The organism is Candidatus Thiodiazotropha sp. AKAK2 (assembly GCF_058244685.1).
Window position 1 is genome coordinate 110,367 of the sequence record NZ_JBSYOP010000022.1, and the last position, 20,455, is coordinate 130,821.

At 53.8% G+C, this 20,455-nt stretch carries 17 protein-coding genes; 2 read left to right on the forward strand and 15 right to left on the reverse strand.

The genetic code is table 11. The features are described 5' to 3' along the window. Positions 1-4: 4 nt before the first annotated feature. The 15 genes from AC4IE8_RS09350 to AC4IE8_RS09420 all read right to left on the reverse strand — a co-directional run bounded on the left by AC4IE8_RS09350 (position 5) and on the right by AC4IE8_RS09420 (position 17,960). Positions 5-1,075 (reverse strand): MraY family glycosyltransferase, encoded by a 1,071-nt coding sequence (locus AC4IE8_RS09350; protein ID WP_068994607.1) that lies wholly within the window; start codon positions 1,073-1,075, stop codon positions 5-7. A gap of 4 nt (positions 1,076-1,079) precedes the next feature. After that, entirely contained in the window at positions 1,080-2,021 is a 942-nt protein-coding gene (locus AC4IE8_RS09355) for a UDP-glucose 4-epimerase family protein (protein WP_490790868.1), read from the reverse strand. Beyond that, positions 2,018-3,148, reverse strand: coding sequence for a glycosyltransferase family 4 protein (locus AC4IE8_RS09360; protein WP_490790869.1), 1,131 nt, complete (start codon positions 3,146-3,148; stop codon positions 2,018-2,020). Before AC4IE8_RS09360 ends, AC4IE8_RS09355 begins: the two co-directional genes overlap by 4 nt. A gap of 61 nt (positions 3,149-3,209) precedes the next feature. Further along, a complete protein-coding gene (locus AC4IE8_RS09365; protein ID WP_490790870.1) occupies positions 3,210-4,274 on the reverse strand; it encodes a glycosyltransferase family 4 protein in 1,065 nt (354 codons plus the stop codon). Then, positions 4,271-5,791 (reverse strand): flippase, encoded by a 1,521-nt coding sequence (locus tag AC4IE8_RS09370; RefSeq protein WP_490790871.1) that lies wholly within the window; start codon positions 5,789-5,791, stop codon positions 4,271-4,273. The genes AC4IE8_RS09365 and AC4IE8_RS09370 overlap by 4 nt, the downstream gene beginning before the upstream one ends. Positions 5,792-5,864: 73 nt before the next feature. Then, a complete protein-coding gene (locus AC4IE8_RS09375; protein WP_490790872.1) occupies positions 5,865-6,806 on the reverse strand; it encodes a class I SAM-dependent methyltransferase in 942 nt (313 codons plus the stop codon). 16 nt (positions 6,807-6,822) lie between these two features. Beyond that, entirely contained in the window at positions 6,823-7,638 is an 816-nt protein-coding gene (locus tag AC4IE8_RS09380; protein WP_069015339.1) for a glycosyltransferase family 2 protein, read from the reverse strand. Between the two features lie 72 nt (positions 7,639-7,710). After that, complete coding sequence (locus AC4IE8_RS09385) at positions 7,711-7,974, reverse strand: DUF3144 domain-containing protein (RefSeq protein WP_069003093.1); 264 nt, start codon at positions 7,972-7,974, stop codon at positions 7,711-7,713. 5 nt (positions 7,975-7,979) lie between these two features. Continuing rightward, positions 7,980-10,967: a glycosyltransferase gene (locus AC4IE8_RS09390; RefSeq protein WP_069015338.1), complete on the reverse strand. Its 2,988-nt coding sequence runs from the start codon at positions 10,965-10,967 to the stop codon at positions 7,980-7,982. 16 nt (positions 10,968-10,983) lie between these two features. Beyond that, positions 10,984-11,901: a peptidylprolyl isomerase gene (locus tag AC4IE8_RS09395; protein WP_490790873.1), complete on the reverse strand. Its 918-nt coding sequence runs from the start codon at positions 11,899-11,901 to the stop codon at positions 10,984-10,986. Positions 11,902-12,148: 247 nt separating this feature from the next. Continuing rightward, the gene (locus AC4IE8_RS09400; protein WP_490790874.1) at positions 12,149-13,969 is read right to left on the reverse strand and encodes a hypothetical protein; all 1,821 of its coding nucleotides are present in this window, start codon (positions 13,967-13,969) and stop codon (positions 12,149-12,151) included. 462 nt (positions 13,970-14,431) lie between these two features. After that, positions 14,432-14,842 (reverse strand): hypothetical protein, encoded by a 411-nt coding sequence (locus AC4IE8_RS09405; RefSeq protein ID WP_069003098.1) that lies wholly within the window; start codon positions 14,840-14,842, stop codon positions 14,432-14,434. Positions 14,843-14,940: 98 nt separating this feature from the next. Then, entirely contained in the window at positions 14,941-15,858 is a 918-nt protein-coding gene (locus AC4IE8_RS09410) for a lysophospholipid acyltransferase family protein (RefSeq protein ID WP_490790875.1), read from the reverse strand. A gap of 117 nt (positions 15,859-15,975) precedes the next feature. Then, positions 15,976-17,172 (reverse strand): ABC transporter ATP-binding protein, encoded by a 1,197-nt coding sequence (locus AC4IE8_RS09415; protein ID WP_490790876.1) that lies wholly within the window; start codon positions 17,170-17,172, stop codon positions 15,976-15,978. Continuing rightward, entirely contained in the window at positions 17,169-17,960 is a 792-nt protein-coding gene (locus tag AC4IE8_RS09420; protein ID WP_068994620.1) for an ABC transporter permease, read from the reverse strand. The genes AC4IE8_RS09415 and AC4IE8_RS09420 overlap by 4 nt, the downstream gene beginning before the upstream one ends. Before the next feature lie 297 nt (positions 17,961-18,257). Between AC4IE8_RS09420 and AC4IE8_RS09425 the strand changes: the two genes are divergently transcribed. Both AC4IE8_RS09425 and AC4IE8_RS09430 read left to right on the forward strand, forming a co-directional pair. Further along, on the forward strand, positions 18,258-20,030 hold the full coding sequence (locus tag AC4IE8_RS09425) for a hypothetical protein (protein WP_490790877.1): 1,773 nt from the start codon (positions 18,258-18,260) through the stop codon (positions 20,028-20,030). Next, positions 20,027-20,455, forward strand: coding sequence for a GtrA family protein (locus AC4IE8_RS09430; RefSeq protein WP_068994622.1), 429 nt, complete (start codon positions 20,027-20,029; stop codon positions 20,453-20,455). The genes AC4IE8_RS09425 and AC4IE8_RS09430 overlap by 4 nt, the downstream gene beginning before the upstream one ends.

Consider the following 20,455-nt stretch of genomic DNA (forward strand, 5'->3'; position numbering starts at 1 on the left):
GCGACTAACGCTCAGTCCCCGCCCCCACCCGCCACTCGAGATAGATCAGTGGCAGATAGGCGAGAACAGCCAGCAGTGCTCCCGAGCCGGAGTATTCAGAGGCCAGCCAGGCCAAAGGGGTTAACCAGCCAAGGTTGATCATCAAGCCAGCCAGCACCACCCAGCGGTGGGCCTTGGCGCGCGCCTTCTCAGCAGACGCCCCCTCAGTCTGGAACTGAGCAAGCCGTTGACGGGCGAGGATCTGATAGGCGTGTTTGGCATGAGGTCGATACCACGGCTCACCATTCAGCATGCGTCTCACCAGGGTCCAGCTGGCATCCACTACGAACAGCCCGAGCAGGATCACCCAGCTCCAGAAATCGATGCCGTAGTGCTGGGCGGTAAAACTGGCAAACACTCCCAGACTGAAACCTAGGAAGCCACTGGCCGCATCGCCCATGAAGATCTTTGCCGGGGGCCAGTTCCACACCAGGAAACCGGCCACGCCACAACAGAGCAGGATCTGCCAGAGGACGATCAGCGAACCGGAGTGATTGAGAAGCAGGATCATTGAAGCGCTGCAAAGCACACTGATCGCCTGCAGGCTGGCAATGCCATCGATACCATCCATGAAGTTGTAGAGATTCAACAGCCACACCAGCAGCGGCACAAACAGGATCCCCAGCCACCACCCTTCGGCGCTCAACCAGGGACCGAAAGAGACCGCAGGTGCGCCGATCAACCCGACAGCCACGACCGCCGCGAGCAGGTGGACCATGAACCTGAGGCGGGCCGACAGATCCCGATGGTCATCAATGAAACCGATCAGCGCCACCAGGCCACCGCCGATCAACAACACCCAGGCCAGCGGTTCGATTCCCTGCAACCGCGCCGGATCGAACAGGATTGACCACAACAGCAGCCCCAAATAGATCAGTACAAACGCCAGACCACCCCCCCGGGGGGTTGCCATCAGGTGGGAGCTGCGGGCGTTGGGATTGTCCATCAATCCCCGCCGCAGGGCGTAGTGGCGTAAGAGCCAGGTCAGCAGTGCCGAGAGTATCAGAGTCAGTCCGCCCAGGTGGATCCACTGCATGGCTCTAATCCATTCCTCCGATCATATCCCTGAGTCCCGCTTCGACAGATTGCTTGGGTGTCCACCCCAGCAGACGCCGGTTTTTATCGAGATTCACCTGAAGATCGCCACACAGCCGGTCGATGGCAGCCGACCTACCGCTCAGCCTGCCCAGCAGACGCAATACCCTGTTCGGCAGGGGGAAGAGTTTCGCCTTCACCCCCATCGCCTGCGCCAGCATACGGATCAACCGGGGAGTGGAAAGATCTTCACCATCGGCCACCAGAAACGCTTCACCCGCGGCCGCAGGATGCTCAATACAGAGCTGCAGAAAATCAAGCAGATTATCGATACCAACCAGGCTGCGTCGATTCTCCACCCCGGCCAATGGCAGCGGCACACCGTTGCGAATCCAGCGCACCAGACTCTGCAAATTGCCCTTCACGCCAGCCCCGTAGACCAGCACCGGCCGTACGATCACCAACTCCATATCACCATTTGCCAGGTAATCCTTGAGGGCCTGTTCAGCCTCCCATTTGGATTGGCCATAGGCATCCTCCGGCTTGGCTGGATCATCGGCAGCCAGGGGCTTTGCCGAACTGCTCTCCCCGTTGACCTTGATACTGCTCAGGTAGACGAAGCGCCTGACCCCAGCGACCATCGCCTGTTCCGCCAGGCGCAGACTGCCCACCACATTCACCTGACGAAACAGGCTCAAGGGATCGTCTGTACTCTCCCGCATCACATGAGCACGACCCGCCAGGTGGATCACACTATCCACACCCTGCAGGGCCTGCTGCCAATCGCTGTCGGCGGAAATATCCCCGACCACCGTCTGTTCACCAACCTGCCATGCTGCTTGCCGGCTGCGTAGCGCAGCCCGTACCGAGTAACCCTGATCGAGCAGATAGGGGCAGAGATGCGTGCCGACAAATCCATTCGCGCCGGTAACCAGGATCTTTTTCATGAATCGAGCGCCTGCCTGTAGATCGACATATGCCTCTCAATCACCTGTTCGATGGAAAACTCCGCCTCAGCCATCTGCCGCCCCCGCTCCCCCATCGATTGGCGCAGCGACTCCAGATTGATCAGTCTCCCAAGCGCCTCAGCCAGCGGTTCACTCTGGCGGGCCGGCACCAACAGGCCGTTTTCACCATCGATCACCACTTCACGACAACCCGGTACATCTGTTGTGACAATCGCCCGGCCACTGGCTACCGCTTCGAGCAGCACCTTCGGCAGCCCTTCACGGTACGAAGGCAGACAGATGATGTTGGCACGCCGAAACACAGCGGACATATCCTGCCGGTTTCCCCACCACTCCACATCACTCTCCCGCGCCCACTCAGCCAGTTTTTTGGCCGGCACCGATTTCGGATTACTTGGATCGATGCCGCCGACCAGGGCAAAGCGGGCCTTCACCCCCATGGCATGTAACTTCTGAGCAGCCGCAACAAATTCACCAACGCCCTTGTCCCAGAGCATCCTCGCCGGCAGGACCACCAAAGGCACCTGAGCCGTTTCCGGGGTCATATTGAAGTGGGACAGATCGACCCCGGAGCCCCGGATCAGCTCAATCTTCTCCTGGCTCAGGCAGCCCTCATCAAGCAGATAGTGGTAGTCGTCATTGTTCTGCACAATGACCCACAGGCGATCCCTGGAAAAGAGCCAGCGATAGCTGCTCAATACCGCCACCCGGGCCAGGGAGCTGAACCAGCCACGGGCGAGAAACACAAAACCCAGCCCGGAAATCGCGTTGACAACCGCAGAAACCCCAGCCAGGCGGGCAGCCAGGGTGCCATACAGCACCGGCTTGATGGTGACATGGTGAACCAGGGTTGGCTGCAGCTTTTTATAGAGCCTGTAGAGACCGAGAATTGTCTTGATCTCGGCGAGCGGATTCGCGCCGCCCCGGCTCAAGCGGACGGCATAGTGCCTGAAACCCTCTGCCTCGATCTGTCTCACCGCATCCGAAGTGGGTGTCGCAACCGCAACCTGATACCCCTGATCCCGCGCCGCCTGAGCCAGGGGTAACCGGTGAGAGAGAAAAAAACCGGCATCGTTGACGACAAATAGTACAAGCTGTTGCTTCATGTATCGGAAACCACTTTTTTAAAGATTGCCTAGCGCTGAAATACACCCATTCAGTACCCGCTCAACTACTCGCCGATTGCCTGATGGCGGAGACCAGCCGTGCGGTCATCACCGCCAGTGAGTAGTGCTGCTCTACCTTGGCTCGACCTATTCTACCCATCTCCTGCCTGAGAGGCGTACTCTCGATCAGTTGGATCAGCGCCGACTCCCAGGCTGCCGCGTCCTCAGCCAGATAACCATCCACCCCATGCTCGACGATCTCCCTGTTGACACCGATAGGCGATGCGATCACCGGCAGGGCACAAGCCATATACTGGATCAGCTTATAACCACATTTTCCTTTTTCCCAAAGTTGATCCGCCAGCGGCATCACCCCTACATCGAACTGCTGGATCAGCTCCGCCTCTCGCGCTTCCGACCAGTCGACACACGCCACCGGCAGCGCGGCAATCGGTTCGATCCGGGCACCGACCACCATCAGTCGAACCGGGTATTTTTCTGCCACCGAACAGAGTGGCTCGCGGAGCAGATCCAGATAGCCGGCGGTGGTGGGGGAGCCGATCCAGCCGATGGTAAAAGGTGAATGCTCACTTACCGTTTTAGGCTGATAACGAGCCACATCCAGCACCGTCGGCAGTCGCATCACCCGGGGTGCGCCTGCCGCTTCCGCCCGCTTCGCAAGATAGTCATTGCCGGCCGTGACCAGGGTTGCGCTGGCCATCACCCGATCGATCTTTTTTCCCAGCAGGATTCGCACCAGTGCGGATCCGGACTGGTCGTAACGGTGGAAGATCGCATCATCGTAGTCAACCAATAGCTGAAACCCCAACCGCTTGAGCAGCTGCTCAACAGAGGCGGGCATCCAGGGGAACAACTCCTTTTCCACCCACAACAGGTCGAATTCCCTCGCCTTGAACAGCTGTTTCAAACGCGCCCAATAGGCTGAGAACAGCGCGGCAGGCCGCTTTCTTCCCGAGGCATAGAAATCTTCCAGATAGGCCTCTGAGAAGAGCGGAGAGACCGACACCTCAATGCCGTTCCCGGCCAATCCCGGCAGATACTGATAGGACCGCAAACGACTGCTGGCGCCAAGCCGCGGATACCGACTGAGCAGCAGCACCTTCATTGGGCCGGCCTCAGATGCAGCATTTGCAGCAGCCAGTTGCGCTCATTCTGTTGCAGCACCCAGCGCCAGACAAACAGCCCGAACAACAACAGCAACAGCGAACTGAAGAGAAATTTGTTCAACAGACCATCCAGCTGGGCGGTGAGTAGAAACAGCATCAAGGCCGCCCCCATGGAGAGCATGAAACGGCGGATGGAAGTGCGACACTCCGGAATCAACAACAACGCCATCACATACAGGGCGATCGCATCGACAAAGGCCCGGACGGTCCAGACAACAGCGGCACCCAAAATTCCGTAGGCCGACAGAGCCCACCACAGAGCGGCCAGATAGAGGGGCAGCTCCAGCATGTGTAACTTGGCAGACCAATCAGGATGGCCTGCAGACTGCACCAGATTGAACGGCACCAGGGAGAGGCCGTAGAAGAAAACCCCGACCGCCAGCCACTGCATCACCAGATAGCCGTTCTCGGCAAACTCCCCGCCAACCCACAGATTCAACCCGTCATAGGAGAAGGCGATGATCAGGATAATGAGAGGAAACAGGGCGATGGAGATATAACTCAGCCCTTTGTTGAAGAGTCGGGCCGAATGCTCCCGGTCGGCGATCCCGCCCCTCGCCAGGGTGGTCGATTGGGCCGGCAGCAGTACCGAAACCACCGCAACAGGTATCACCAACAGTCGGGAGACGATCTCATAAGGGGTGGTATAGAAGGCCACCGCGGTAACCGTCAACACCGCACCGATGACAAAACGGTCCATCGAGACCATCAGCGGCACCACCATATTGCTGACCGTCATCCAACCGCCAAAGCCCAGCAATTGGCGGGTCTGAGTCTCGTCGTAGTGATAACCCTGCCGAACCTCGGGCACGATACGAAACATCAACAGCAGATGGGCAATGGTGGCCAGCAGTCGTCCGACGACCAGCACCCCGACGATCGGATAGAGGCTGTTTGAGAAGGGTAATACCGCGACTGGGCCAAGAAAGGTCAGAATACCCATCGGAATGCGGATCGCGGTAAGCAGATCGAAACGCTGATAGGCCGCGATCACCCCGCGCAGACCAACCGTGGTGATCACCAGGGGTATGGATGCCGATAACAGGTAGAAGGCCTTGAGGGTTTCATCTTGCAGCTGCACAGGCACATTCAATACCGTGCCGACCAGCCAGGGCGAAATGATCAGGATGATGATGAATCCGGCAACACCGAGAATGCCCATCAGGGTCAGGGCGGTCCAGGTCAGGGCCGGGATATCAGCTTCCCGCTCCTCTCCAAGACACTTCGCCACCAGTACCGTCAGCGCACGTCCGAGACCGAAGTCGAACAGGCTGAAATAGCCGACGAACATCCAGCTGATGGCCAACAGACCAAAGCGCTCCTTACCGATCTCATCGATGAGGATTGGAATGGTAACGATAGCGACCAGAAACGGAACCGCCACACTGAGTAGATTCCAGATGACGTTTTTCGCCAACCGGTTACCGCTTGTGAGTTCTTTCTGTCTATCGTTCATAGGGCGCTTGTCGATTTTTTCATTGCCCCGGCTGATCTGCTCATCAACCACAGGGCAAACCGAGCGTACTCGCTCAATCCGGCTTTTTCGCCCACACCGTCATACGCCCGGTCTGACCGAAGATGGCCGCAACACAGGCAAACGGATAGAGCAACTGATACAAACGCACTTTATCAGAGGGACGACCGACAACCCAGCGCTCCAGCCGATGCCAGCCGCGCTCCTGCAGCAGATAGCCCAAGCTGGAGAAGAGACTGCTGAGCACCCGCTGATGGTGCACGGCCTCAACTTCCCAGCCAGCCTGCTGGAGCAGTTTGGTTATGGTCTCAGGGGTGAAGTGGTAGAGATGGTTGGGCAGCTGCAAGGCAAACCAGCGGGATTGAAACAGCTTGAATTCGAGGGATGCCGCATTCGGTACCGAGAGGGCAAGATAGGCGCCGGGTTTTGCCCAGCCATAGAGTTTTTTCAATCCCATGAGAGGATCATGAAGATGTTCGAGCACCATCCAGCCGGTGATCAGGTCAAGTTCTGACGCGTCGAGGTCGACCGATTCCAGGGATCCGGTATGGACCTGATAACCGTTCTCTCTGGTGGATGCCGCTGCCTGTGGTGAATACTCGATGCCTTTTACCTGCCAGCCCTGATTGGCCATTTTATGCAGATAGTTACCGGAAGCGCAGCCCACCTCGAGCATTCTGCCCGGTTGCAATTCAGGGATTGCCTGAGCCTTGGTATCGAGCAGGGATTTTATCCAGCACTTAAGCCCTCCGGAGCCATTGCGGGATTTTACCTGCGTGCCCAGATAGGGAGGATAATCGTCCGGATAGTAGAAACCCATGCTGGCTGGTGTCGGTCGGGGATCCGTTCTCAACAGGCCGCAGCTGTCACAACGCACCACCTGAAACTCGCCGGGCAGATTGTTGATCCGGTCATGTCCGGTCAACACCGGCTGATCAGCCGAAGGACACCCCAGCGGACAGGGTCTGGACTCCAGTTCGATTGTGTTATTGGCCACCTGAGTCTATCCGGGCCTAAGCCCATCGCCAGCCATGTATGTGGTAGAAAATGAAAGCCGATTTGGCAAACATCAGGATATGCTTCAGCCCCTTCTTCGAGGCATTGCCACCACCGTGCACGATCCGTACTTCGGGCACATAGGCGATGATCGATTGTTTGGCGATCCTGATCGAAAGATCAAAGTCCTCGAAGTAGACAAAGAAATCGGGTGAAAAACCTCTCACCTTATCGAGCACACTGTGGCGCACAAACATGAAGCAACCGCTGGCCATAACCTCCTTACTCAGCGCATGCTGATCCATTTCATAGCGCATCTCATACTCCTGCAGACGCTCTGAAAAATAGCGCTTCACGGTTCGTGGTGCAAAACCGCGCAGGAAAAGATCAAGCACCGCGGGATAGCGCTTGCAAAGATATTGCTTATGCCCATCCGGATCTTCCGAGTAGGGAGACAACAAACCCACTTCCGGGTGTTTTTCCATATAATTGAGGGCTTCACTGAAGGCATCCTGCACAACCTCCACATCCGGATTGATGATCAGATGGTAGTCACTCTCCTGGTTGAGGATCACCAGATTATGCGCTGCCCCATAGCCGATATTGCCACCGGTACCGATTACCATCCATTGATACTTACGTGCTCCGACAACCTGCCCAACCAGCTGTTTGACCTTGCTGAGGATACTACCGTTATCGACCACCACCACCGTCGCTTCAAGATCGCTTCTTTCAGCCAGGGTGTAATCGAGGGCGCTGACGATGCTCTGCAGGGTATCCCTTAAGATATCCAGTCTACTGTCATAATAAACAATGGAGATAACCAGTTTCATATATGAATCGTTCAGTAGAGTTGCATCATTTACCCGACGACAGGGGAAACATTTATACCGACAAAAGCCGGCCTACCCCTGATCTGTCGCTTGCTTCTTTATCTTCTGTATATTTTCAACCTGATTGCTGTAAGTATCGACCAGCTTTTTCACCCCACTGGGCTTCAGATAACCCTCGTTACCCGCATGGATATAGGTAGCATAAGTTGCTGAAGCAGACATCAAGGCCGCATTGACCATTTGCACCGGTTTGCCTTCATCCTTCATCTTATTGGCGAGCTCGACAAAACGGCTGGCCAGTGCTGTAAACTCTTCGATATCGGCTTTTTCAGACATCTCGTTCAATCCTCTTCGACCCCTTTCCAGTTCAGAGAGAAATCCTCTCCACAGCGGGTCAGGTTCGGGTTATAGGCTGGATCCCGCTCAAGCAAGGGACCGTACTTATCCAACATGTATTGCGCTTCTCCGGAGAAGCGGCGCTGTTTCTCCGGCGTATCCTCCGCACCACGGGAGGCTGACTCATGGTGGTAAAACTCAGCATAGGGTGTCCAGAGGTTGTTGTACCCCTGCTGATAGATACGGATACAGATATCCACATCGTTGAAGGCAACCGCAAGGTTCTCCTCATCGAAACCGTCAACGGATTCGAAAACCTCTCTTCTGACCAGCATGCAGGCTGCGGTAACCGCGGTGTAGTTCTGCACCAGCACAGAACGCCCCATATAGCCACGATTCTCCTCAAAGGTGTATTTCATGGCATGGCCCGCCACGCCACCCAGACCCAGCACCACACCACCATGCTGCAGGCGGCCATCCGGATACCACAAGCGGGCACCGACGGCGCCGATCTCAGGACGCACACCCTGACTGACCATCTCATCCAGCCAACCGGAGGAAATCACTTCGATATCATCATTCATAAAACAGAGCAGTTCGCCTGTTGTCTGTTTTACCGCAAAATTGTTGATCGCTGAAAAGTTGAAGGGATGATCGTATCGAATCACCTTCACTCTATCGACCGACGCCAGTTGGGAGAAATATTCCAGGGTCTTGGGATCATCACTCTGATTATCGACGATCACAATTTCATAGTTTTTGTAATCGGTGCGATTTTTGATGCTTTCGATACACTGGCGAACCAGTGCTTCACCATTGCGTGTCGGGATGATAATCGACACCAACGGCTGAACTTCCGGCAACGGATACTCAACTCTTATCATGCCGGCGATCAGTTTTGACTCGCTGACCTTGGCCTCGATACCACGACTCTCAAGATCATCCTTGACCGCATTGATCGCCGCCTTCATGGCATAGGATTTTGCATCGGCACCGGATGCGGTGCTCTCAGGAATGGCACGCCAATGGTAGAGAATCCAGGGTATGTGCCGCACCTCTTTGCGGGTATCCAACTCACGCAGGCAACGCAGCGCAAGATCGTAGTCCTGGGCCCCTTCATAACCTTCCCGAATACCACCCACCTTCTCCAGCAGTGAACGTCGGTAGACTCCGAAATGGCAGATCATGTTATGCGAGCGCATCAGGTCCGGATTGAAATCGGGTTTGAAATAGTGGTCGTATCTCACATCTTCACTATTCAGCTTATCCTCATCCGAATAGAAGACGGAGGCATCCGGATGAAGGATGATCTCCTGGGCAACAAAAAACAGGGCGTGCGGTGCCAATACATCGTCGTGATCCATCAAACCAACGAACTGGCCGGTTGCCAGCTCAAGCGCAGAGTTGGTCGCCGCTGAGATATGCCCATTCTCTTCCCGATAGACTACCTTGATTCGCTTGAAACGGGTTTCATACTCCTTCAATACCCGTTTGATATGGGTTTTCGTCGAAGCGTCATCCGCAATACAGAGCTCCCAGTCATCGTAGGTCTGTGCCAATACGGAATCGATCGCTTCACGTAACCAGGCCTCTTCCACATTGTAGACCGGCATGACAATCGAGATCAGAGGACGACCCTCCCACTCGTTCAGCGCTTCGATCGATTCAAGTTTTGGCAGCCCAACCGGCTCCACATCCTTGATCCATAGGGAGTAGGTATAGGTAGGCGAGGCATGATCGGTCAGCCGATTGCGGATCGCGGTGAGCCCGCCGGCTTTGTAGAGACGCTTGCCCTCTTTGACCCAGGTTGCCAGCATTTTTGGGTTTTTGATCAAGCCGCCAATGGCCGGCTTGAAGCGCCGGAACAGACTCAGCGGCAACATCAGTTTTGTATAGACACGCCAGCCGGTACTGTTGGTCACATCGTGTAGATGCTGCTTAGCGCTCTTCAACCGATGTTCCACCGCATCCTTTTCGTGACCCATCGAGCGAACGGCCCGCTCACTCATTTTATATTGATGGGATAGCTCATCGTTTTTCGCCTGTTCGTCAGTCAGTTTGGCCTGGGTTTCATGAAGAACCCTGTTCAGCTCCTGTTGTTGATTCACCAGCTGATCACGCACCTCGATCAACCCATGCATCTCATCTCGCTGCTGCTGCAACAGCTGATCGCGCTCATTCACCATCTCAAGACGGGTCGCCGCCGTCTCTCCGGTCTGATGCAGTTGATCGTAGAGATTCCGGTAGACCTCGATCGAGGACTCCATCGGTTTGTCAGTCAAAGCCGGAAAATCCTCGATGGATACCAATTCGTCCGGATGAGCCGTGACGATGAACTGAAACGCCGCCGCCTCAGGCGTATGAAACATCCCCAGCGCTTTGTCTGAAGCGCTCAGTCCCAGATTCTCAAGGCGACGAACGATCTCCGTATCCGCCATGTCATGAAATGTGTACGAAAGTTCATCCACCCGGAAACCGCTGCGAACGAACAGCTCTCGCAATGAATGGTAGTTGAAGAGATGAAGATGGGTCCGGTCGAGAAGACCGGTATCCTCGTAACTGAAACGCCCCTCGAGTAACTCAAGTCGCAACGCCGCATGAGCACCATTCGGCAGAGAAGCGAGCAGTCGGCCATCCTCTTTCAGATATTTCGGTAGTTTTTTAAGCAGAGAGATCGGGTCTCTCAGATGCTCCAGAATATCCGCACAGGTGATGATGTCGAAGGGTTCGTCACCCAGTGACTTCAACCAGTTATCCTTCTGCACATCACCAACGATCACCTGGTCGCAGTGCTGCTTCGCCTTCTGCGCCATGGCGCGATCATACTCCACACCGACCACATAACAGTCGAGTTCCCGGCGCAGGTATTCAGACATATAGCCGGTCGCACAACCCAGTTCCAGAACTCGACTACCCTTTGGAATTCGCTTGACCAGCTGAGTATGGGAGTTGTTCTCCACATTCAGATCAAGCTTGAAATCGTACTCGGCCACAGAATTTTTAACTCAATTACTCTTTGACAGGTTGCTGCTTATCCAGATCATCGAGACGCTTGGCAATATACTCTTCTACCAGATCCTCATAGATTGCCGCATCGTTGCTCTCCAACAGCTGATCGAAGTAGGCTTCACGTCTGTTGCGAATATAGTCTTTCGTCAACTTCTCAATAATGCCCAATTTCACCTGTTCGAAGTTCTGCTTTTGCGGTGGGAACTTCTTAACCAGCTTGACAATATGAAAGCCAAATTCACTCTCAACTATATCACTGATCTCACCCGGCTTATTCATATTGAAAGCCGCCTGCACCACAGGCTTGACCATGGCGCCCCGCTTGAAAACACCCAGGGTACCCTGGTTGTCCTTGGATCTGGGATCTTCTGAATAGATCGGCACCAGATCTTCAAAAGTTCGCCCCGCATCGAGCTCGGCCTTGACCTTCTTGATAATCTTCAGAGCCTCTTCCCGAGTATGGTGCTGAGCCAGCCGGTCTGTGGTCGAGATCATAATATGTTTAGCATCCACTTTTTCAGGAATACTGTACTCATCCGGATTCCCAAGATACTGCTCCTTGGCCGCATCTGCGAAATCGGGAATCGGCTGTTCGTCAATCTGTTTCAACCGCTCCAAATAGAGCATTCTCTCCTGCTGACGTCTGATTTTCGCCTGTAATAGTTTATTGTCAGCCAATCCCTGCTGTTTGTACTCATCAGCCAGTGCCCTGATCAGATAGGTTTGGCGGAGTAGTTGCAGAATCTGTTTCTTGCTCGCCAGGACATCCTTCTGCGCTTTAGCCGGTCCATCGACAAGCAAGGCGTCCAGATCAATTCGTTCAACCTTGATATCACCACCAAACATTAAAACATCCTCCTCAGCGGAGAGTGCTGGCGCCAAAAGAACGCCCAACAGACCAACAAGGAACAAACGCATTACACACCTCGAGTAACATCAAGCTATCATCAATAAAAAGGAGGCAATTATACTCATCCGTCAGGTTTTCTGTACATACCAGACAATCTGAGTGACTCACCAGAACAAATCTTCAAACATAGAGTATTTAACTGCCGTTAAAGTTCTCTATCCAAGTATCAGAAGTAGACCCAGTGGAAAAAATCGATCAAAAAAAAAGGCAGGCCCGAAGGCCTGCCTCTCTACAAGATCGCCTAAGCGATTTGTATTAGTTGCGGTTTACGCTACGGATCAGGTCAACAGTCTCACCGATCTGAGCAGGACCGACATCAGCAGCCATGGCGGAGAAGCCGATGGCAGGAACACCAGTGAAGACGCCAGCGCCAGCAGCGTTGATGCCACCAACAGCTTCAGTCAGGTTGGCGATGCGGGTGTCGGTGTTGTAGTCGTAGTTAGACATACCGATCATGACCCAACCAGCCTCGAAACCAGGATCGAGAGTCCAGTTGAAGACGTTCGCGGCAGGTGTACCCAGTACAGAAGCACTGGAACCGTCGTTACGCTGAACACTAATCACGTTTACTTCACGCTCCAGAGCGATGACGGTAGGTGCGTCGATCGGTACAGGAGAGAAGTCATCGCTACCAGCAACTACAGCAGCAGTCTGCTCTTCGTAGTCGTAGTAGGTCAGGCTAACCTGAACGTCAGGAGTGCTGCTAGCAAAACCAGCGTTGGTACAAATGGTGCCAGCACCGTCATTTGGATAGTCGTTACCGGTAGTACCAACGTTAGGAATGGCAACAGATGCACCATCGTCAACACCGTCATTCAGGGTGCCGACACAAGCTGCAGCAGTAGCGTCCAGCTGGTTGGTCAGGATACCGCCGTTGTAGACACCATGCTTACGCATTGGGAAGGTCACAACGATGTCGGTACCGCCGTTGATGCCAGCTTCAGTGAAGTAAGGAGCAGCAACAGCGTCAGCACTCAGAGCCACAGCAATCGGGAATGGGTTGGAGCCCATTGGGATTGAAGGGTTAGGAGTGATGTCGTTGACAGCACCGGTATCGAACTCAGTCAGACTCAGAGCGCCGGTAGCTTTAACAGCAGTCGCATCAGCGTTCAGCATTTCAGCGGTCTGTACATCACCAGAGGCCAGCGAAGGCAGCAGGTAGTTAGCCGCATCGTTTGAACGATAGTGCTGAGGAACAGTGGCGTATCCATCAATGTGGGTGCCCTGCTCAACGAAAGCCGCACCGTCAGACGCGTTGATCATGATTGCGTAAGCATTGATGCCGCCGCGATCAGGTGCAGTGTAGACCAGACCGGCGTTGATGCCGCCAGCTTCATAAGGGTCAGCCACGTTAGCGTCAGCAGCAACACCTTCAGTGGTCATAGAACCAGGGGTGAAACCGTTGATGCCAGCAGCGCCAGCAGTCCAGGCGTCGCTTACAACAGAGCAGTCAGCAGGCATGCCGGTCGCATCATGCAGAAGACCTGCAGGGATGGAACGGTCGTTGGTAGCAGCGGTAATAGTACCGTCAGCGTCAACAGCACCACCGTCGATTTCAGCAGTCTCACCACCGTCGGAAGCAGGACCAGCACCATCAGCGATGGTACCCATCTCGATAACCTCAACGTAACCTTCGGTCAGGTCTTCGTCGGTAGTAGCATCGTAGATGTTACGGAAGTCAACACCAGCCTGAAGCAGAGCTTTGTCAGGGAAAGTACAAGACTCGTCTTCGGTGATGATGTTGGCAACACCAGAAGCAGCATTCAGACGAATAGTACCGTTCCACACGTCATAAGGAGACATGTAGATGTTGAAGTCGAGCACGTCAGCAGAGATGCGAGACTCACGGAAACGAACCTTGACCACCTTGTAAAGATCAGTGGTGTTGGTGATATTGATGTTGGTGAGGATATTGTTGTTTACATTGTAGTAAGGAAGCAGCGCAACCTGGCCAGTACCGTCAGTATTGACGTAAGCCGCATTGACTCCGGCTGTAGCAGTAGCCATCAGCATGGCTGCAGCGATCTTAGATTTTCTCAACACAGTTGTGTCTCCTATTTTCTTGCGTGTTAACACTAAAAACTAACTGAGCCTGTTATGCGGCCAGCTATAAGCCATGAGTCCAGGCACTCCGCAGAGGATTATTGACTCAAACCCATGACCTTTCAAGGGAATGATCATTCCTTTGTGAGGAAAGTCTCAGGCCACAAACAACCCATAAGTCCAATCTCACGCCAGAAGTCTACCATAAATCTGCAAGCTAACAAGCAGAATTGTAGCAAAAAAATGAAAAAATGTTGCATATTTACAAATGACAGCAATAACATGTTGTAAATACTACAAAAAATTATTTCCAATTTTGTCACAAAATTCGAAACGCCTGCACAGTCCAGGTTGCCCACAAGCATTAATTTTCCTGTTAAGTGCTTGCTTTAATGCAAAATAGTAGACAACTCAAGAATAACCCACCATAACATTCTGTAATTATAGGGATTATTTAAAAATGTATCATAAAAACAACAGAAACATTTTTGTTTATCACTTTACCGTGGGAAGAAATCCCCAAACTCCGTCCTTATCCCTAAGCCATTGTTCAATAACAACACTTTCGGTACGAGCCGGCGATCGCATCATCGGATGACGAATCTCCATCTGAATCTTGATATCGGCCTTACAGACATCTTCTTTACAATTAACTTTCTGAACCTCGGCAGATTTCCACAAACCCACCCCTTTTACCGTCTTCATGTAGTGGGAATAGGGTGTGACCAGCCGATATCCAGCGGAAAGATAGTCGTAAGCGGACTCCACACGCCCATCAACCAGCAGATTCCATCGCTCCTGGGCGCGTGTTGCGACAATCTCCTCGTCCTTCTGAGCCTGAATTTCCGGATTGGTGGCGCATGCGCTCAATAACATCACCAGCACAAGCAGAACGCTTTTTCTCACAATTACAGGCTCCTGACACAACTTATGTTCATTAAAAGTCCAAATTCTACGCAATCAGCTGACAGCCATCAATTGACAGATCGATGGTCGGCGACCGATCAGACCTCTCCCCAGTACATGGGCAGTGCCTGCCACTGCCACCAGTTTCCCGGATTTTGGCGAATTCGCTGCTCGATATCACTCACCAGGAGAGCCAACAGCGCTTCGCTGGATCGACCCTCCACCTCCACAGGTTTGTGGAAATTCAACTTAACCCCACGACGATGCTCATCCACACTGAATGGCTGAATCACCGCACCGACCCGCTTCGCAATCTTGATCGGCCCTTCCGGAAAATAGCCATCCTGTCCGAAAAAAGGTACCGATACCAGACCGGGACTCCCCTTTCCGTACGGCACATCGAGAAGAATCGCGATCGGCCTCTCCCGCAGGGCCTCCAGCAGGGGCCGCATATTGGAGACCCCCGGGGTGACAAATTCACTGCGATAGCAATCCCGCAAGCGGGAGAGTTTCAGTCTGCGGTACTGGAACTCCGCTTCCGGCAGCCCCCATGTATTGCTCTCTTCATCATCCCGGGCCAGCGCACTGGTCGGAATACCATACGCCGCAGTGGTGACGCCCAGCATCCAGAACCGCCCCAAATGGGCCCCGGCAAAGATGATCGGCCGCCCCTCCCGACGATAGGAGAGCACCGATTCAAAATTCTCCACTTCGATGAAGCGGCCGACCTGTTCCGCACTCATCAGGCCGGGATAGTACCAGGTATCCAATATTTCACGCTGTTGCATGGCATAGAAATAGCGGGTCCACTCCTCGTAGGCCTGATCCGCCAGACCGGGTATTCCCCGTCGCATCTGATGGGCGATCTGAGTGGCCATCTCTTGATTGCGGCGAAACTCACCTCGGCCATACAAACTGGCCAGACGATACGAGACATACCGGGGCAGATGGGACAGAGCGGGAAAAAGCACCCTGTATTTGAGCCGGAGATCCCACAGGTTCAATCTCTCAGCCACCTCATTCATCCTCAACATTCATATCATCAGATGCCATCACATCATAGCAACTCACCGGCCGGGTGAATCGGTAATATTCACACCAGTTCAATTGACCGGTCATGGTGTGATTACGGTTCAGGCAATAGGTTCCCACTGATGGCTCATTTTAACCATTCCGACCTCACTGGTCTCATGTCGGACACGAAATTGACAACAAACCGGACGGGAATCGTAAACATGCAGTCCGCTGCGGTCAATCAGCCAGGCCTCAAGGGCGTAATCCCCGGACATCAGATTGATCGGATCAAATACCAGCCTGACCCCGTAACGCTTGTCAGCGATCGGGTAGAGACCCAATTGATCGATCAAGGTTGATACACCATACACCTGAAGTCCATCGTTACGAATCAATACCAAACCGATATGCACATCATCCGCTGGCCGGGAACCGATATCGGCCTCGACCCGAATCGCAAAATGATCGCCGGTTTGATAGAGCGGTATGTTTTCCGGCGTGTCGATACCACCCTCCAACACCACCTCGGTCAGATAGACATCGCCGGCCGCCTCAGCATCCGGTGCGGCACGATCTCTGCTACCCGCTTTTTGCCGCTGCCTGACAGAGTCCTGGTAGTCATCCACCACCTTGGCTGACTCGCCCATACCCATGACCACACCGTTCTCCAACCAGACAGCCTGCTCACACAGCTCCTTCACCTGATAGAGATTATGCGAGCAGAATACCAGCGTTCTGCCCTCATCCCGAAACCTCATCATCCTGTCCATGCTCTTTTTCTGAAACAGGGCATCTCCGACGGAGAGGGCTTCATCCACGATCAGTACATCGGGATCGATCGAAGTGATGACGGAAAACGCCAAGCGTACGAACATGCCGGACGAATAGGATTTAACCGGGCGATGGATGGCGACGCCCAACTCGGAGAATTCAATAATCTGCGGTGTTCTCTCAGCGGTTTCCGCCGCAGAGAGTCCCAACAGGGAGCAGGCCAGTTGAATGTTCTCCAGCCCGGAAAACTCCGGATGAAAACCTGAGCCTAGTTCGAGTATGGCGGATTTTCTGCCTTCTATATGCAGGCTGCCGGTGGTTGGTGTCAGCGTCCCCGCAAGTAATTTAAGCAGCGTAGATTTTCCTGCTCCGTTATCGCCGATCACACCAAAGGTGGTGCCCTTGGGGATGGTCAGATCGATGGGTGCCAAAGCGTCGACCTGATTGTGAAACGGCTTACGCAGCAACCACTCCTTGAAGAGATCGATCGGCTTGGCGTACTGTCGGTAGCTCTTCGACAGCTGTCGGGCTTCGATCGCGGTCAAAGGAAGTCCTTCGCCCGATGCTGCAGGCGACTGAACAGTGCCCCCGTGACCACCATGATGATCAGCGCCGAGAGTCCGACAATCAAAAGATTATCCACTGGCCAGGACTGCTCAAGTATGACTGAGCGATATGCCTCGACCAGCCAGGTCAGGGGATTACCCTCAATCAACGGACGAAAACTCTGCGGGATCATCTCCACCGGATAGATGATCGGAGTGGTGAAAAAGAGCGCCATCATGATCATCGGCAATACTTGACTAACATCCTTGATGAAGACCGACAGTATCGCCACCAGGGGCGCCAGGGAGAAGGTCAACAACAACCGGAGGGCGATCAGTGCAGGAAGCAGTATCAGGGTTTTGCCGGGAGGATAGCCCATAACCCAGGCAGCAAACACCAGAATCACCAACCCCAGGACTTCCTGGATCAAAGTGCCAAAGGCGGCAATTGCCGGAAACACAATCGCCGGCATCTGGGTCTTCAGCAACAGATCACGGTTGTTGGAGAGGCTGCTGCTTGCCTGCTGCAGACCATCCTGCAATGCGCTGAAGGGCATCAACGCGGCAAACAGATAGAGCGCAAAATCCCCACTGCCACCATCAGGCCGGAAGCTGATTTTCAGAATCCCCGAAAAGACAAAACTGTAGACCAGCAGCAGGAACAGGGGCTGCGCCAGCAGCCACAAGGGCCCCAACAGGGTACCTTTTATTCTGAGCAGGGTATCGCGCCGCACCATCAGCATGACGCTCTGGCGATGCCGGTAGAGGTCTCGATAGATCTTGAACAAGCGCCTTCAGTTTCCAGTCTAGAGGGTAAAAGGCGCTATGATACATCAGAACCCGATGATTGCCGAGCCAGGCCCACAACAGCCTGAAACAACTCGATTGAGAGCAGCGAGCGATCGACCGCGAATGGAGGCTCATCACCGCAAATGCTCGCCAATGACAAAACAGAATTTACCGCATGGTCCTCCAGGACCTGTCGATTTCGCAGTTCGGTTCATGCTACCGTTCCAGAAATCTATTGATCGGGAACATCGCTTGTCCGTGTCAATACTATCCACAACAGCTTGCAAGGTTGATTTGTGCCGGTTCGACAAAACCTGATCACCGCGGCCCTACTGTTCGGCCTGGTGGCACTGACTTTTTTACTCAACCAGAACGCTCTCTCGGGAAACTGGCGTTTCGATGACGGTTGGCTTCTCGATTATGCCAGCCGTTTTTCCCCCTTCGACTATTTTTTCAATCCGGCAATCACCCGGGGCTACTCGCTGAATAACCTGACCCCGACAAACCCACTGATTTTCGATCTCAACCTATGGCTGTTCGGGTTTGATCCAAAAGGTTTCTATATTCAGCACCTGACCACCCTTGCCGCTTGCGCGATTGCCAGTTACTTCCTGTTACGTTGCTGGGTTAGCCCTCTGTTTGCCTTTCTTGGCGGGGTTCTTTTTTTAATTGGCGCACCGACACAATTCGTTGCCCAGCAACTGATGGTCGGCCACTATGTCAGCGGACTGCTGTTTAGCATACTTGCGATCTATGCGTTTCAGCTCAATCTGAATAGAAGGCACTGGTTACTGACACCCCTGACAACTCTGTTCTATGTGATTGCCACCACCTGCAAGGAAGTCTATTTCCCCCTGCCTTTCGTGTTGTTGCTGCTGCCGGGCCAATCACTCTCAGTCCGACTCAAGCTGGCGCTGCCGATGCTGATCTGGTCTGCCGCCTATATGTTCTGGCGACTTGCCGTGCTGGGATCATTTGTCGGTGGATACGATGCAGGTGGTCAGGCATTTTCATTGAGCAAGGCGGTGCAATCCTATGGCGCCATTCCGGAACTGCTGTTTGCCACACCCTACCTGCCTTGGTTACTGAGTCTGATTTTCATTGCATTGATCGTCACCCTGGCACTCAGAAAACGACTCAATATTCCACTGATGGTCGTTGCGCTGCTTGCGGTACTGCTGCCACTGCTTCCCCTGACCCAGCACCCCGGGATCACCGAGGCCAACCGCTATCTGCTGCTTCCCTGGTGGCTTTTCACGATGACACTGATCATCGCCCTGGCAAACACGGACTCCCTGAACATTGGTTTGAAATCTGTGATCCTGCTGATCTTCATGGCTGCGGCGGGAACTCAGGCATGGCAGGCACAACAGGCCATGCAATCCAGAATCAGTCGGTTCGACGCTGTGTATGGGTTCTTTCTGCAGCCGCCGACCGGCGGGATATTTTACGCCAAGGAGATCAAGGACGCTTACTATCTGGACACGGTACTCAACGGCGCCAGATACGCCCAGGCCAGAGTATCGGAAAAATCGACCGAGAAGCTTCCCCTCTTCATGGATTCCCGCAACCTGAGGTCAATCGATACCGAACAGAAAAGCATCTGGCGTTATGACACCGATTGCCAATGTATAATCAATATTTCAGATCGGATAAAAAGTGGAAAAAAGCCCAAGCCAAAAGCGCCGAAAATCCTCACTGTTGCCATCTCGCCCCCCTATCCCCCACTGTTCGAAGCAGGCCCTGGATCACTCAGCATGAGCATGCAAAACGAGCAAAGATTGCAGTTTCAAGGGCACTCTGTTCACCCGGCCGATGACTTTGAGCATGAGATCATTCTGATCACCCCGCGGCAGCCGAAACGTATCAAAAGCAAACTTGCACCAGTCAAAGCAGAGTCGGCAGGGGAATACCGCTTTACCCTGACACTCGATTATGCGGATCGCGACAGCCGGGATCTGGCGGCCAAACAGAGCTGCCTGCTGATCCGTTCCGCCTATTCACCAATCCGTCTGTTGCCCAATCAACAGGCTAGCGTCTGCAACGACTTACTGTCATTAAAACCATGAACACCCGTCTCACCAAAACCCTGCTCAACAAGGTACTGAGCCGACAGTTTCTGAGATACCTGCTGGTGGGTGGCGCCTCCTGGGTGGTGGACTTCCTGGTTTTCCTTCTGACCTATTCCCATATCGGCATCGTACCTGCGCAGACAATCGCACGGGTTGTCGGCGCCCTGGTCGCATTTGCCGGACACAAGCTCATTGTTTTCGAGGATCGGCAATTCACCCCTCAGGCGCTACGCCAGCAACTCATTCAATATCTGATTCTGTGGCTTGTCTCGTACACTCTCAGCATCATCCTGTTATTGGCTTTTATCAATCTGCTGCAGCTCCACCCCGTGGCCGCCAAGCTGATCACCGAGGCTATTATCATAGTCATTAACTTTGTTACGATGAGACGCTACATATTCGCCTCAAAAGCCGGAGCCTGA